We start from the raw sequence: 14,491 nt of genomic DNA, 5'->3' as shown, positions 1-14,491 counted from the left end.
CAACCGTCATAACCCGCAGGGCGCTTGCAAATCGACTGCGGCTGGGATCAAGTGTCGGTTGGCGGGGCGTAACGCGCTGGCTCTACGGGAATGAGACGACCGGCAGCGATGGATAACCGCAAGAACGACTCGTCTGCCCCAAAAGCCCGCCGCATGGGCGGCCTTAATCGCCGGATGATGTCGGTCTGGATGGGCTGGGGCACGGGTGTGCTGCCCTTTGCCGATGTTGCAACGGACGATCTGCCGCTATCGCGTCTGCTGCGGCTTTCATTGATCCAGGTGTCGGTCGGCATATCGCTCGTCCTGCTGGTCGGCACCCTCAACCGCGTCATGATTGTCGAGCTTGGCGTCCCCGCGACGTTGGTTGGCGTGATGCTCGCGCTACCGCTCCTCTTCGCCCCGTTTCGGGCCTTGATCGGCTTTCGCTCCGATACCCACCAATCCGCGCTCGGCTGGCGGCGCGTACCGTTCATTTTTCGCGGCACGATGCTGCATTTTGGCGGATTGGCGATGATGCCCTTTGCGTTGCTGGTGCTCGCCGGCGCCGGGCAATCGAGTCAGGCCCCCGCCTGGATCGGACAATTGGCCGCCGCCATCGCATTTTTGCTGGTCGGCGCAGGCGTCCACATCACCCAGACCGTCGGGCTGGCGCTGGCCACCGATCAAGCGCCCGAATCGGCGCACCCCAATATTGTCGGGCTGATGTATTCGATGCTGCTGATCGGCATGATCGTGAGCGCCCTGGCCTTTGGCGCGGTGCTGGCCGATTTTTCACCTGGGCGGTTGATTCAGGTGATCCAGGGGACGGCAGTAATTACCTTCCTGCTCAATTTTGCCGCACTGTGGAAGCAGGAGGCACGTCAGCCGAACCGCCCCGTCGAGATTCAGCGGACATTTGCCGAATCATGGGCGCTTTATGCCGCCGAAGCGCACGCCGTCCGGCGGCTGATCGCGGTTGCCCTGGGCACATTGGCGTTCAGCATGGAAGATATCCTTCTTGAGCCTTATGGGGGCCAGATCCTGGGCATGTCGGTGGGTGAAACGACCACATTAACAGCGACCTTTGCGGGCGGCGGGCTGCTGGGCTTTGCGCTCGCGTCGCGCATCCTCAGCCGCGGTTTCGATCCGTTCCGGATGGCAACGATCGGCGCGTTGATCGGGATACCCGCATTCCTGATGGTGATCCTGGCCGCGCCTCTGGACCAGGTATCGCTGTTTGTTGTGGGCGTCGCGATGATTGGCTTTGGCGGTGGCCTGTTTGGCCATGGCACGTTGACGGCAACGATGAATTACGCCCCGAAGGAGCAGATCGGCCTTGCACTGGGCAGCTGGGGCGCCGCGCAAGCGACAGCAGCCGGGGTCGGGGCAGCACTTGGCGGGTTTCTGCGCGATGTCGGCCATCCTGCAGGCATGGCTCTGCCCTGGCCACCTGCCGCGACGGGCTATCTTGTCGTCTATGCGCTAGAAGTGGCGCTGCTTCTCATCACGTTGGCAGTGATGCTGCCGCTATTGCGCGTGGCGCCATCCCACGCCGCCGAACGATCATAAATACGGTTCGACGATAAAAAAGGCCGGGATTTCTCCCGGCCTTTTCTTTCTCAGCGCCAAAAGGGCCTGCCGCCGGAGCGACATCGGCCTTATTTGGCAGCTTCGTTGGTCGCCATGGCATCTGCCGCTGGTTCAGCTGCAGGGGCCATTGCATCAGCAGCAGGTGCTACTGCGGCAGGAGCAGGAGCTTCTACCTTGGCACCACCCTGCCAGAATGCTGCCATCCATGTGGTATTCGTCATGATCGACGCATGAACGAGCAACGATGCTGTCACAAAAGCGATAAAGAACAGCGGGATACCAACATTAGGGCTGACATAAAGCCAGATACGTCCTTCTTTCATGGTCAGTCCTCCCTATGAATGCAGCCAGGGTGTATAAATATACGCCAGAACATGGGCGGCTATCGCGATACCTGCATAGATTCGCGTCCCCCACATCAGGCCTTCCTGGATTTCTTCCGCCTGTTTAGGCGTCAATCCGGTTGGATAGACCATCTCACTATCATCTGCCATTGAACCATCCCTCTTCTGAGACACGTTTTGTCTGGTGTGCAGATGGTGTCTCAGCCCCCGGCACGACCATGAATCGGCCACAAGGCCGTTTGGCACACGCGACGATCAAGCCACAGGATCAGAAGAGCCACTTCACATCGACCCTGCAATTCAACGCAAGTGTCAAGATATCGTAACAGTTACATGTGTCAATTTTTTATGACGTCAGCGGTGGAACCAAGCCAATCGTCAGTCGTTTTTCGGCGCCACTTCTCGATCGGCCTATCGATCAACGACCCAGCTGTGATCCTCAACGATAACGGCAGGCACCGGCCTACCCGCCGCGTTCCGGCGCGGTTTGAAGCGGAAGCGTTCGGTGATCAGGCGGCAGGTGGCCGCATCGAGCTCGGCGTTGCCGCTTGAGCGGGTGACGGTGCAGTCGGTCACGCGACCGCGCACCCCAACGATGTAGCGCACGAACAAGGTGCCGCCGATCCCCGCCTCGAACGGTCGGCGGGGATAATCATTGCCGGTGATCCGCCCGGCGATCTGGCGGAGCGGCGCGCCGCCGCCGCTGCCGTCGCCATCGCCTGCGCCACCACTGCCGCTACCATCTCCCTGCCCGCCACTGCCGGTGCCCGGTCCAATGATCGTCGACGCTCCCGAGATGGACGCTGCCCCGGTATTGGCCTTTTCAGCCACGATCACCAGTGGCGGCACGGGGATCAACACGACGGGCGGCGGCACCACGATCGGCGTCGCGGTCGCGCGCAAATTCGGGGGCGAAGCGGCCCCCTGGGGCCGCGAAACCGTTTCGCGGGGCGGAGAAACTGGCTCTTTTTTTGGAGAGGGCGGCGGCAATGGCGGCTTCACAGCGAAAAGCTTGAGCGCATCTGGCACCGATTCGGGAAAGCGCACGACCAGCCCGGTGATCAGCGCATAACCGAGCACTCCCTGCACGATCACGGCAGCAATCCCGGCCCGCACCCGATCGGTTCTGCTCGACGACGCAAACGACATAAGGGCGGTTCCGGTAATCGGGATAGCCTCCGATAAGAGACCGAACCTGATGAACGCCGCCTTGCGCTGCCTGTTCCGCTAGCGGTAGCCTAGACCAACCGGCTCTGCCGCACCGCCGCCTCGATAAAGCTCGCGAATAGCGGGTGCGGATCGAAGGGCTTGCTCTTCAGCTCGGGGTGGAACTGTACGCCGACGAACCAGGGATGATCGGGCCGTTCGACGATTTCGGGCAACATCCCGTCGGGTGACATACCGGAAAACACCAGCCCGCCCTTTTCGAGCACATCGCGGTAGCCGGTGTTCACTTCATAACGGTGACGGTGGCGTTCGCTGATCTCAGCCGCGCCGTAGATCGACGACACCACGCTGTTGCCATCGAGCTTGGCGGGATAAGCACCGAGCCGCATCGTACCGCCCAAGTCGCCGCCTTCCTCGCGCTTCTGGATGCCGTCCGCTGTCATCCATTCAGTGATCATACCGACGACGGGTTCGCTGGTCGGGCCGAACTCGGTCGAGCTTGCTGCGGCAATGCCACCCAGATCGCGCGCGCCCTCAACGCAGGCCATCTGCATGCCGAAGCAAATCCCGAAATAGGGGATTTCGCGTTCGCGCGCGAAGCGGACGCTGGCGATCTTGCCCTCTGCCCCGCGTTCGCCGAACGCACCGGGGACTAGGATCGCGTGCAACGGCTCAAGCCGCGCGGCAACATCGCTATCGGGGCGTTCGAACAGCTCGGCATCGATCCATTCGATGTTCACCTTCACCCGGTTGGCGATGCCGCCATGGACAAGTGCCTCGTTCAGCGACTTGTACGCATCCTGCAGCCCGACATATTTGCCGACCACGCCGACGGTCACTTCGCCCTCGGGATTGGTGAGACGGTCGACGATGTCGATCCAGCGCGAGAGATCGGGCGTGCTGCCGGGTTCAATGCCGAACGCGCGCAACACCTCCGAATCGAGCCCCTCGGCATGGTATTGCATCGGGACGGCATAAATGCTCGCCGCGTCGAGCGCAGGGATCACCGCTTCCTTGCGGACGTTGCAGAACAGCGCGATCTTCGCGCGGTCGCTTTCGGGCAGCGGATGTTCGCAGCGGCACACGAGCACATCGGGCTGCACGCCGAGCGCCGCCAATTCGCGCACTGAATGCTGGGTGGGTTTGGTCTTCAGCTCACCCGCCGCCGCGATATACGGCACCAGCGTCACATGGATGCTGACCGACTGGCCGCGCCCCAGATCGTTGCGGAGCTGGCGGATCGCCTCGATGAAGGGCAGCGACTCGATATCGCCCACCGTGCCGCCAATCTCGCACAGCACGAAATCGACATCGTCGGTCTGCGCCTGGGCGAAGGCCTTGATCGCATCGGTGACGTGCGGAATCACCTGCACCGTCGCGCCCAGATAATCACCGCGCCGCTCGCGCTGGATGATCGTCTGATAAATTCGGCCTGAGGTGATATTGTCAGACTGTCGGCTCGGCACGCCGGTGAAGCGTTCGTAATGGCCGAGGTCGAGGTCGGTTTCGGCGCCGTCATCAGTCACATAGACTTCGCCGTGTTGATAGGGCGACATCGTCCCAGGATCGACATTCAGATACGGATCGAACTTGCGAATCCGGACAGAATATCCGCGGGCCTGGAGCAATGCTGCCAGGCTTGCCGCCATGAGACCTTTGCCGAGCGACGAGACCACGCCGCCGGTAATGAAAATGAACCGCGCCATGGGAGAAAACGCCTAGCGTTGAATTGCCACTGTCGACAAGCGCTCGAATCCGGCATGACGCCAGAAAAGCGACAAGCAACGGAATTGTCAGTGCAATTATTGCTCGAGCGGAACCGCGCTGTTGCTTGCAGGCAGCGTGATATTCGCGACAGGGGCGGCACTGTTGCCGTTCGCCGCTGCCGCCGCGACCGCCGCAGCTGATGGTGCTTCACCAAGCGTCGGCGCCGGTGCGCCGGGAGCGCGAAGGGGTGCGGTAGGTCGCCGCGCGAGAGAGGCATCGACCGACTGAGTCTGCCGTGACGCCGCCAGGAACGCGAGCAGGATGCTGAGCGAAATAAAAGCCGTTGCCAGCACCGATGTCGAGCGGGTGAGGAAATCGGCGGCACCGCGCGCCGACATCAATCCGCCGGGGCTGCCGCCCATGCCAAGCCCGCCGCCCTCGGACCGCTGCATCAGAATAACGCCGACCAGCGCAGCCGCGACCATAGCGTGAACGACAAGGAGAAAGCTGAAAAACATAAGCTGGCTGAATTTTCCGAGATGAGAACCAATGCCGGGCACATAGAGGAGCAATGGCTCGTGATCAACCAGCGCCCACGGCCTGAAAGACCAAATCGTAACCGAGGCGAAACCAGCAGGTCATTCGGGCGTTCAGACCAGACCATTCATTTCACAAGCCGATTTTTGAGCCATGTCCACCAATATCATGACAGCACCGACCCTGCCGGCCAGTACCGCGTTTCGCGGACTCACCAACTGGATGGCGACATTGATCGATTATGTCCGTTCAGGCGAACCCGATCTGACAAATCGCCAAATGGCGCTTTTGCTTGTGGTCTATCTGCAATCCGGCCCGCATACCGTACGCGGATTGGCCAGCAGCCTGAAAGTTTCGAAGCCGGTCGTCACACGCGCCTTGAACAGACTTGGCAGCCTCGGCTATCTCCGCCGCCAACGTGATGAAAGCGACAAGCGCAACATCTATGTCGTGCGCACCGCCGAAGGGGCAGAGTTTCTTGAACAATTCGAGCATTTCATCGGGACAGACTCAGCCCCACAACCTGCCCACATCCAACGGCACAGCGTCGCGTAAGAGCTTTTCGCTCGGCGGTCCGTCGGTCGTCATCGACCCGCGTACACAGGCCGTTCGACGGGATCTTGCCGATATCCGCTTGGCCGATCAGGTGTTCGCGCCGCATTACGCATCGCCATTACCGATGGTCGTCAACCAACCGGCGTCGCTGCGTGCCGGTGCCGATTCCGCCGCACAATCGATCGCAGATTTACCGGCTGGTTCGGTGTTCGAGGCCCTGGACTTTTCCGGCGGGACGGCTTGGGGGATTGCCGTCTCGCTGGGCCTTGTCGGTTATGTAGATCGCGGGTCGATTGCCTTTGATCCCGCGCAGGATTGAACGCCGCTCATGGCCCTGAATGTCTTTATCGACGGCGCGGCCGGCACGACAGGGCTCGAAATCCGCGAGCGGCTGGCGACTCGCACCGATCTCGCCCTGATCACGCTCGATGAGGCTTCGCGCAAGGATGCCGATGCCCGCCGTCAGGCACTGAACGATGCCGATTTCGTAATCCTTTGCCTGCCGGATGATGCCGCGCGCGAAGCCGTAGCGCTGATCGACAACCAGCGCACCCGCGTGATTGACGCCTCGACTGCGTTCCGGACGGCAGAGGGCTGGATTTACGGACTGCCCGAACTCGAACCGGGCCAATCCGCCGCGATTGGCGAAGCCGCCCGGGTCAGCAATCCCGGCTGTTACCCCACTGGATTTCTTTGCCTTGTCAGGCCGTTGGTCCGCGCAGGGCTGGTGCCTGCCGATTGGGCGCTGAGCGTGAATGCCGCGTCGGGCTATTCAGGCGGCGGCAAGACGATGATCGCAGAATTCGAAAGCGGCGAAGAAACCACCGCACTGCGCGGCTATGCGTTGGGGCTGGCACACAAGCACGTGCCCGAAATGCAGAAACATGCCCGACTAGCCCATCCGCCGATTTTCATGCCGTCGGTTGCCAACACCTATCGCGGGATGATCGTGGAAGTGCCCCTGCCCCTTCAAGCGTTTCTCCGCCGCCCGAGCCTCGCCACGATCGAAAGCAATCTGCGCGATGCCTATCGCGACAGTCCAGTCATCCGGGTTGCAGAGACAATTGATGACGATCCCGGACTCGTGCGGATCGAAGACGATGCCAACACTGATCGGCTAACGCTCCGCGTGGTGGGGAATGGCGATACCGGCCAGGCACGACTAATCGCGACGCTCGACAATCTGGGCAAGGGCGCCGCGGGCGCCGCCGTACAGAACCTGAACATCATGGCCGGGCTTGATCAGACACTTGGCCTGAACCTGTAAGGAAGTATCGGCATGACTCGCCAGCCTGCCTCGAAATTGCTGTTGTTCGGTGCCACGGGCGATCTGGCACAGCGCATGTTGCTGCCGTCGCTTTATGGCCTGCACGCCGATGGGTTGTTGCCCGAAGGGCTGACGATTACCGGCACGGCGCGGTCGGACCATGATGACGAGAGCTACCGCGCATTCGCTGCGACCGCGCTCAGCACCCATTTGCCTGCCGACCGTAAGGATGATGCGGCGATTGCATCATTCCTCGAACGGGTTTTGTATCAACCGCTCGACGCATCATCGATCGGCGGTTTTGCCGCGCTGGCGGACAAGATCGGCGACACATCGGGCGGGCTCGCGATCTTCCTGTCGACCGCGCCTTCGCTGTTCCGCCCGACGATCAAGGGGCTCGAATCGGCCGGACTTGCGGGGCTGAATGTGCGGATCGGCCTGGAAAAGCCGCTCGGCCATGATCTGAACTCGAGCCGCGAAATCAACGATGCCGTCGCCGAGGTTTTCCCCGAAGACCGAACTTTCCGGATCGATCATTATCTCGGCAAGGAAACCGTCCAGAACATCCTCGCGCTCCGCTTTGGCAACACGCTGTTCGAGCCGATCTGGAATGCGCGCGGGATCGACAATGTCCAGATCACCATCTCCGAAACCGTGGGGTTGGAAGGGCGCGCGGGCTATTATGATGGCTCGGGTGCGATGCGCGACATGGTGCAGAACCATATGCTGCAACTCCTCGCGCTGATTGCTATGGAGCCGCCGGCCCGCTTCGACGGCACCGCGATCCGTGATGAAAAGGTGAAGGTGTTGCGCTCACTCCGCCCGATCAGCTCGGCCGATGCCCCGTCGCTGACCGTGACGGGGCAATATACCAGCGGCGCAGTGAAGGGCGAAATCGTTCGCGGCTATGCCGAAGAGCTGGAGCGCGCGTCGACCACAGAAACGTTCGTCGCGATCAAGGCCAATGTCGATAACTGGCGCTGGCAGGGCACGCCCTTTTACCTGCGTACCGGCAAACGCATGCCCACGCGCCAGTCCGAGATCGCGATCCAGTTCAAGCCCGTGCCGCATTCGATGTTTGCAGCGCGCGGGGGGAAGCTCCAACCCAACACGCTCGTCATCCGGTTGCAGCCCGAGGAATATGTGCGGCTGCTGGTGATGGCGAAGGAGCCGGGGCTAGACCGCGAAGGGGTGCGCCTGCGCGAAGTGCCGCTCGACCTGAGCCTCGACACCGAATTTGCAGGCACGCGGCGGCGCATCGCCTATGAACGGCTGCTGCTCGACCTGATCGAGGGCGATCCGACCTTGTTCGTCCGCCGCGACGAGGTGGAGGCGCAATGGACCTGGATCGACGGCATTCGCGAAGGCTGGATCGCCAACGACATGAAGCCCAAGGCCTATCCCGCGGGCAGCTGGGGCCCATCGGCCGCGGTGGCGCTCACCGAGCGCGATGGCACCACTTGGCATGATGGGTGAGGGTCAAAACCGCCTACCCAAAGCCGTTCGCGCTGAGTAGGGACTGAGCGACATTGAGGGCACGTATTGAAGCATTTTTTGATGCAGTCGAACCGTGCTTCGATACGCAACTTGGACAAGTTCAGCGGCTGCTCAGCACGCACGACGCTTTCAAATTGTTGAGGAATGACAATGACCGAGATTGAATGGTGGGATTATGACAGCGCCGATGAAATGGCGGATGCTGTATCGGGCGATGCAGCCTTCATCATCGAAAGCGCGATTGATGCCCGCGGCGGCGCGGTGATCGCGCTGCCCGGCGGCACCACCCCCCTGCCGATCTATGAAAAACTCGCCAAGGCCAAGCTCGACTGGAAACGGGTGACGATCCTGCCGACCGACGACCGACTGGTGCCGATGGGCGACGCGCTCTCGAATATCACTGCGATCGCCAAGGTTTTCCTGCCTAAAGGCGTGCGCGTGCTGCCGATCACCAGCGAGGCGGCGGCCGATTACAAGGCCGCCGGGCGCGCTGCCGATGCCCGGTTGCAAGATGTGCACTGGCCGCTCGATCTGTGCGTGCTGGGGGTAGGCGCCGATGGCCACACCGCCTCGATCTTTCCCGGCCCCGATTTCGAGGAAGCCGTGGCCGGCCCGCGCGAGCGCCGCGCCGTCGGCGTCATGCCGGGTGACCTGCCCGCCGAAGCCCCTGTCGCCCGCGTTACCCTGACCCGCGAGGCGATCATCTCGGCGCGTGCGCTGATGATCGCGGTGACGGGGCAGGCCAAACGCGACATCATCGAACGCGCGATCAAGGACGGGCCGATGTCCCCCTATCCTATCGGTCGCGTGCTCGCCGATGTCGAATTGCCGGTGGATATTCACTGGAGCGCGTAAAGCCATGGCCCTGCACCCAGCAATCGCCGCCGTTACCGACCGGATCATTGAGCGATCGAAGCCGACGCGCGATGCTTATCTCGCGCTGATCCGGCGGGAGCGGGAAAACGGGGTGGATCGCCCGATGTTGGGCTGCGCGAACCTGGCGCATGGCTTTGCAGGGACCGAAGAAGATCGCGACACGATGCGTGCCGGGCGCGCGATGAACATCGGCATCGTCACGGCGTATAACGACATGCTTTCCGCGCATGCGACCTATTATCGCTACCCTGAACAGATGAAGATCTGGGCGCGCGAGGCGGGCGCCACCGCGCAGGTGGCGGGCGGCGTGCCGGCGATGTGCGACGGGGTGACACAGGGGTTCCCCGGCATGGAACTCTCGCTGTTCAGCCGCGATACGATCGCGCTCAGCACCGCCATCGCGCTCAGCCATGGCATGTTCGAGGGCGCGGCCCTTCTTGGCATTTGCGACAAGATCGTGCCGGGGCTGCTCATGGGCGCTTTGCGCTTCGGCCATTTGCCGATGATCCTGATCCCCGGCGGGCCGATGCGATCGGGCCTGCCCAACAAGGAAAAGGCGGCGATCCGCGAGCAATATGCTGAGGGTAAGGCAACCCGCGAGCAGCTGCTTGATGCCGAAATTGCCGCTTATCATTCGAAGGGTACCTGCACTTTTTACGGCACCGCCAATTCCAATCAGATGATGATGGAAATGATGGGGCTACACATGCCGGGGGCAGCATTTGCGAACCCCGGCACCAAGCTGCGTCAGGAATTGACACGAAGCGCCGTCCACCGTCTCGCCGCCATCGGCTGGAATGGCGACGATTATCGGCCGCTCGGCGAATGCGTCGACGAAAAGGCGATCGTCAACGCCGCGATCGGCCTGCTCGCGACCGGCGGATCGACCAACCATCTGATCCACTTGCCCGCCATTGCCGCCGCTGCGGGGATCGTGATCGACTGGGAGGATTTCGACCGGCTTTCCCCCGCCATTCCGCTCATCACCCGCGTTTATCCGAATGGATCGGCCGATGTAAACGCGTTTGAAGATGCGGGCGGCATGCCGTTCGTGATCCGCGAACTGCTCGATGCCGGGTTGCTCCACCGGGATATCCGCACTGTCGCGGGCGATGACCTGTCGGCCTATGGCATGAAGCCCGTGATTGCGGACGAGGCGCTCGCCTGGGTCGATCCCGGCCCGAGCGGCGACGAAACGATCGTTCGCCCGGCGAGCAATCCTTTCTCCCCCGAAGGTGGCTTTCGCATCCTGACCGGCAATCTGGGCCGCGCGTGCATCAAGGTGAGCGCGGTCGAGCGGGATCGCTGGACGATCGAAGCCCCGGCCCGCGTGTTCGAGGATCAGGCGTCAGTCCAGGCCGCGTTCAAGGCGGGCGAGCTCGACCGCGATGTGGTCGTGGTCGTGCGCTTCCAAGGGCCGCGCGCGAATGGCATGCCCGAACTCCACAAGCTGACCCCACCTTTGGGCGTGCTGCAAAATCGCGGGTTTCGGGTCGCGCTCGTCACCGATGGCCGCATGTCAGGCGCGAGCGGCAAGGTGCCGTGCGCGATCCATGCCAGCCCTGAGGCGCTCGGCGACGGCCCGCTCGCCCGGGTGCGCGACGGCGATGTGATCCGGGTGTGCGCGCAGGACGGCGTTCTGCAGGCATTGGTCGACGATGCAGAATGGGCCGCGCGCGCCCCGGTGCAAGCCCCCGCCTGGGCGAGCGGCACGGGGCGAGAATTGTTCGCGATGTTCCGCCACGGCGCGAACGAGGCCGAAAAGGGCGCCAGCGCGATGCTGGCGGCAATGGGGGCGTAAGTGGCCAGCGTCGTCGCGGTCGATATTGGCGGCACGCATGCACGCTTTGCGATTGCAGAAGTGGCGGCGGGCCGGGTGGTATCGCTGGGCGATCCCGTTACGCTGAAAACCGCTGAATATGCCAGTCTGCAAACGGCGTGGCAGGCATTCGGGGAGCAGCATGGCACGCCCCTGCCCCGCGCGGCGGCGATTGCGGTCGCCTCTCCGATCGGCGGCGAGATCATTAAGCTTACCAACAACCCGTGGATCATCCGCCCCGCACTCGTACAGGAACGGCTCGACGTCGATGATTTCGTGCTGATCAACGATTTCGGCGCGGTCGGTCATGCGGTGGCGCAAGTGCCCGCCGCGATGTTCGCGCATCTTGCGGGGCCAAACACATCGTTTCCCGATCAAGGGATCATCACGGTGTGCGGCCCCGGCACGGGTCTTGGCGTCGCGCAGGTGCTGCGGACCGACCATGGCTATCATGTTCTCGAAACCGAAGGCGGGCACACTGATTTCGCGGCGCTCGATTCGCTAGAGGACGCCATGCTGAAGGCGCTCCGTAAGACGTTCCAGCGCGTATCTGTCGAACGAATCGTTGCGGGGCCAGGGATTGTCGCAATTTACGAGGCGCTCGCCGAGATCGAGGGGCGTGCGGTGCAACGCATGGACGACAAGGCGATATGGCAAATGGCACTGGAGGGCAGCGACAGCCTGGCGCTCGCCGCGCTTGACCGGTTCTGCCTGTGCCTGGGCGCGGTGGCCGGCGATTTGGCATTGGCGCAAGGAGCAAAAGGCGTGGTCATCGCCGGCGGGCTCGGGCTGCGGCTGAAAGATCACCTCGCCCGGAGCGGCTTTGCCGAGCGTTTCGCCGCCAAGGGCCGCTTCCGATCAATGATGGAGGCGATACCCGTCAAGCTCATCACCCATCCGCAGCCCGGCCTGTTCGGCGCGGCAGCGGCCTATGCGCAAAGGTTTGCCTCACGATGACAGACATCGCCACGATCATGCGCACCAGCGCCGTCATTCCCGTGCTGGTGATCGACGATATCGCCACCGCCGTCCCAATCGCCGAGGCGCTGGTCGCGGGTGGGCTGCGGGTGCTCGAAGTGACGCTGCGCACCCCCGCGGCACTCGACGCAATCCGCGCGATGAAGCGTGTACCCGGCGCGATCGTCGGCGCAGGCACGGTGGTTAATGCCGATCAGTTCGCGCAGGTAATGGACGCAGGCGCGGAGTTCATCGTATCGCCGGGCCTGACCGAGCGGCTCGCAGAGCCAATCATCGACAGCGGTGTGCCATTCCTGCCTGGCATCGCTAACGCAGCAGACATCATGCTGGGGATGGAGCTGGGTCTCACCCACTTCAAATTCTTCCCCGCCGAGGCGAATGGCGGGCTGAAAGCGCTGAAGGCGCTCGCCGCCCCTTTCTACCAATGCCGTTTCTGCCCCACCGGTGGCATCACCGCGGCGAGCGCGCCTGAATGGCTGGCGTTTGATCCGGTGCTGTGCGTCGGCGGAAGCTGGGTAACGCCGAAAGGCGCAACCATGGCAGAGGTCGAAGCGATTGCGCGAGCGGCAAGCGGGTTTCGCGGGTCGTAACATCGCAAATTGGCGAAAAACATGGTCCGGAAGAGAGGATTCGAACTAACACAGCAACCTTGACAAGGGATCCCTGCGAGTCGCTGATTTCTGTGACTCGATGGCTCTTCCGCTGTATTTTTCTGTGTATATTCTATAGGTTAGGGTGCATCGTCGGGCATGGAAACCTCACATCCAGCGATCACCCGTTACCTATGGGACCGCCCCGGATAGAGATCAATCTGGTTCCGAATGGCAGTGCCCAAACAATACCAAGACCAAGACGGCCGAAAATCATCCAGCGGTCACTTAACACCGCCGATCGTCGCGAAGCATCGATCCTGGCTGGTAAATTCCGCGCCGAACTTTTTGAATAATGGCGCGGCTGCGTCGTCCCCAACGAAGAGGATTTGGAGGAAGCTGCGACCGTCGTCGGCTACGAAATGGAGCTCGAGCGAATGGACGCTGGCACCAGAGTGAGCTGCGCGACCGGATGCGCGCAGCGGCGACGAACGACAGCAAAACGGTATCATAGCTTGCCGATGAGATTGTCGATGCGCTTGGTTGGATGTGACCAAAACACAGCGACGGATACGCGCGGCTCTGCGAGCTTTTAAACCAAACGACCTTAGAAGCTGGGAAAGTGAAACTTAGCCGGCTGGCTGGCGCAGTTGACGCCTCCACGGACAACAAGCTCATGCAGCGCGTCCAGCAGCGGGAGCGTGAAGCAACGCCTGCGGGGGAATCGATTCTTGAAATTTTTGAACGGCATGCCTCCGAACAACTGGGTGCAGGCAAGCGCCCCGATACAGTTAATGGAACGCGTATCGTGATCGAAATGTTCACCGGCTATGTTGGCAACGATCGGCGGCTTGCTGCTATTGGCCGGGACGAAATCCGCGATTGGCGTGATGCAATGGCCGCCCTGCCCCGAAACTATAGAAACTCGAATGAGTACAAAAATCTCGACATGTGGGCGGCAGTTGCGAAAGCGGCCGCTTTAAAGGCGGGGAGGATCGATCCTCAAACCGAGAACAGCAAGATATCGGCACTTTCGTCAATTTTCAACTGGGCAGTCAGCAACGGATACGCAGACACCAACGCCTGCAATGGCTTGTTCGTCGGGGTCTGCAAAACTGGTAAAATCGATGTAAAAGTCGAGAGCGATGGGCTTGGCTCCCACGCCTTTCGTCACACTATGGCCGACGAACTTCGCGTGACGGGCTTCCTAGATGATCAGTTCGGTCCGCTTATTCTCGGCCACCACAAAGGCGGCGTCACAGGCGATTACAGCCGGCTTGCACAACGCACTGCTGCCATGCAGTGCGAAATGATCGATGACGTAAAGTTCGTCGGCGTGAATTTCGATCATCTTTGCGATGAAGCCTATGCTACCGGCGCCGATCGACCGCTTTTGGTCGGCAACCACGGCGTAGCTGCCGTTTAATTGCATTGCGCGGTGCTGACCGTTGTCGACCCATTGTCGGTCATTCCTATGTTCGCCGATAAACGGCAGCTTCTGCGAATTGCTGCCGTTCGAAAGTGCGAATTCAGTGACTTAGCTGTGCTCTGAACTGTCGCCGTTCTGAGGTGACTGCCTCGTTGT

The 14,491-nt window shown here is 61.9% G+C and carries 15 protein-coding genes; 10 read left to right on the top strand and 5 right to left on the bottom strand.

The genetic code is table 11. From position 1 onward, the window contains the following. The first annotated feature begins 108 nt into the window (after nucleotides 1–108). A complete protein-coding gene (locus B7Y49_RS05765; RefSeq protein WP_374126623.1) occupies nucleotides 109–1,548 on the top strand; it encodes a PucC family protein in 1,440 nt (479 codons plus the stop codon). Nucleotides 1,549–1,637: 89 nt separating this feature from the next. On the opposite strand, the gene B7Y49_RS05760 is transcribed toward B7Y49_RS05765, so the two are convergent. The 5 genes from B7Y49_RS05760 to secG all read right to left on the bottom strand — a co-directional run bounded on the left by B7Y49_RS05760 (nucleotide 1,638) and on the right by secG (nucleotide 5,305). Next, nucleotides 1,638–1,892: a light-harvesting protein gene (locus B7Y49_RS05760; RefSeq protein ID WP_374126622.1), complete on the bottom strand. Its 255-nt coding sequence runs from the start codon at nucleotides 1,890–1,892 to the stop codon at nucleotides 1,638–1,640. Nucleotides 1,893–1,904: 12 nt separating this feature from the next. Continuing rightward, complete coding sequence (locus tag B7Y49_RS05755; protein WP_374126621.1) at nucleotides 1,905–2,063, bottom strand: light-harvesting protein; 159 nt, start codon at nucleotides 2,061–2,063, stop codon at nucleotides 1,905–1,907. 261 nt (nucleotides 2,064–2,324) lie between these two features. Further along, nucleotides 2,325–3,062 (bottom strand): energy transducer TonB, encoded by a 738-nt coding sequence (locus tag B7Y49_RS05750; RefSeq protein ID WP_374126620.1) that lies wholly within the window; start codon nucleotides 3,060–3,062, stop codon nucleotides 2,325–2,327. Nucleotides 3,063–3,151: 89 nt separating this feature from the next. Further along, on the bottom strand, nucleotides 3,152–4,786 hold the full coding sequence (locus B7Y49_RS05745) for a CTP synthase (RefSeq protein ID WP_374126619.1): 1,635 nt from the start codon (nucleotides 4,784–4,786) through the stop codon (nucleotides 3,152–3,154). 96 nt (nucleotides 4,787–4,882) lie between these two features. Continuing rightward, a complete protein-coding gene (gene secG, locus B7Y49_RS05740) occupies nucleotides 4,883–5,305 on the bottom strand; it encodes a preprotein translocase subunit SecG (protein ID WP_374126618.1) in 423 nt (140 codons plus the stop codon). 241 nt (nucleotides 5,306–5,546) lie between these two features. On the opposite strand from secG, the gene B7Y49_RS05735 reads away from it, so the two are divergent. The 9 genes from B7Y49_RS05735 (at nucleotide 5,547) to B7Y49_RS05695 (ending at nucleotide 14,332) form a co-directional block, all read left to right on the top strand. Further along, the gene (locus B7Y49_RS05735) at nucleotides 5,547–5,879 is read left to right on the top strand and encodes a MarR family transcriptional regulator (RefSeq protein WP_374126667.1); all 333 of its coding nucleotides are present in this window, start codon (nucleotides 5,547–5,549) and stop codon (nucleotides 5,877–5,879) included. 79 nt (nucleotides 5,880–5,958) lie between these two features. Further along, nucleotides 5,959–6,198 carry an SH3 domain-containing protein gene (locus B7Y49_RS05730; protein WP_374126617.1) on the top strand — a complete coding sequence of 80 codons (240 nt, stop codon included), beginning with the start codon at nucleotides 5,959–5,961 and terminating at the stop codon, nucleotides 6,196–6,198. 9 nt (nucleotides 6,199–6,207) lie between these two features. Further along, nucleotides 6,208–7,146 carry an N-acetyl-gamma-glutamyl-phosphate reductase gene (gene argC, locus B7Y49_RS05725; RefSeq protein WP_374126616.1) on the top strand — a complete coding sequence of 313 codons (939 nt, stop codon included), beginning with the start codon at nucleotides 6,208–6,210 and terminating at the stop codon, nucleotides 7,144–7,146. 12 nt (nucleotides 7,147–7,158) lie between these two features. Beyond that, nucleotides 7,159–8,622 carry a glucose-6-phosphate dehydrogenase (NADP(+)) gene (gene zwf, locus B7Y49_RS05720; protein ID WP_374126615.1) on the top strand — a complete coding sequence of 488 codons (1,464 nt, stop codon included), beginning with the start codon at nucleotides 7,159–7,161 and terminating at the stop codon, nucleotides 8,620–8,622. A gap of 171 nt (nucleotides 8,623–8,793) precedes the next feature. After that, complete coding sequence (pgl, locus tag B7Y49_RS05715) at nucleotides 8,794–9,498, top strand: 6-phosphogluconolactonase (protein ID WP_374126614.1); 705 nt, start codon at nucleotides 8,794–8,796, stop codon at nucleotides 9,496–9,498. A gap of 4 nt (nucleotides 9,499–9,502) precedes the next feature. Continuing rightward, nucleotides 9,503–11,320, top strand: a complete 1,818-nt coding sequence (gene edd, locus B7Y49_RS05710; RefSeq protein ID WP_374126613.1) for a phosphogluconate dehydratase — start codon at nucleotides 9,503–9,505, stop codon at nucleotides 11,318–11,320. Next, a complete protein-coding gene (gene glk / locus B7Y49_RS05705; RefSeq protein ID WP_374126612.1) occupies nucleotides 11,321–12,295 on the top strand; it encodes a glucokinase in 975 nt (324 codons plus the stop codon). Continuing rightward, complete coding sequence (gene eda, locus B7Y49_RS05700) at nucleotides 12,292–12,906, top strand: bifunctional 4-hydroxy-2-oxoglutarate aldolase/2-dehydro-3-deoxy-phosphogluconate aldolase (protein ID WP_374126611.1); 615 nt, start codon at nucleotides 12,292–12,294, stop codon at nucleotides 12,904–12,906. The genes glk and eda overlap by 4 nt, the downstream gene beginning before the upstream one ends. Nucleotides 12,907–13,528: 622 nt before the next feature. Further along, complete coding sequence (locus tag B7Y49_RS05695; protein ID WP_374126610.1) at nucleotides 13,529–14,332, top strand: hypothetical protein; 804 nt, start codon at nucleotides 13,529–13,531, stop codon at nucleotides 14,330–14,332. Nucleotides 14,333–14,491 lie beyond the last annotated feature (159 nt).

The sequence above is a fragment of the Sphingomonas sp. 28-62-11 genome (genome assembly GCF_002278865.1).
Taxonomy (GTDB): Bacteria; Pseudomonadota; Alphaproteobacteria; order Sphingomonadales; family Sphingomonadaceae; genus Sphingomonas.
The sequence above is the reverse complement of the archived record's forward strand: the minus strand, read 5'-3'. Positions and strand labels throughout refer to the sequence as shown.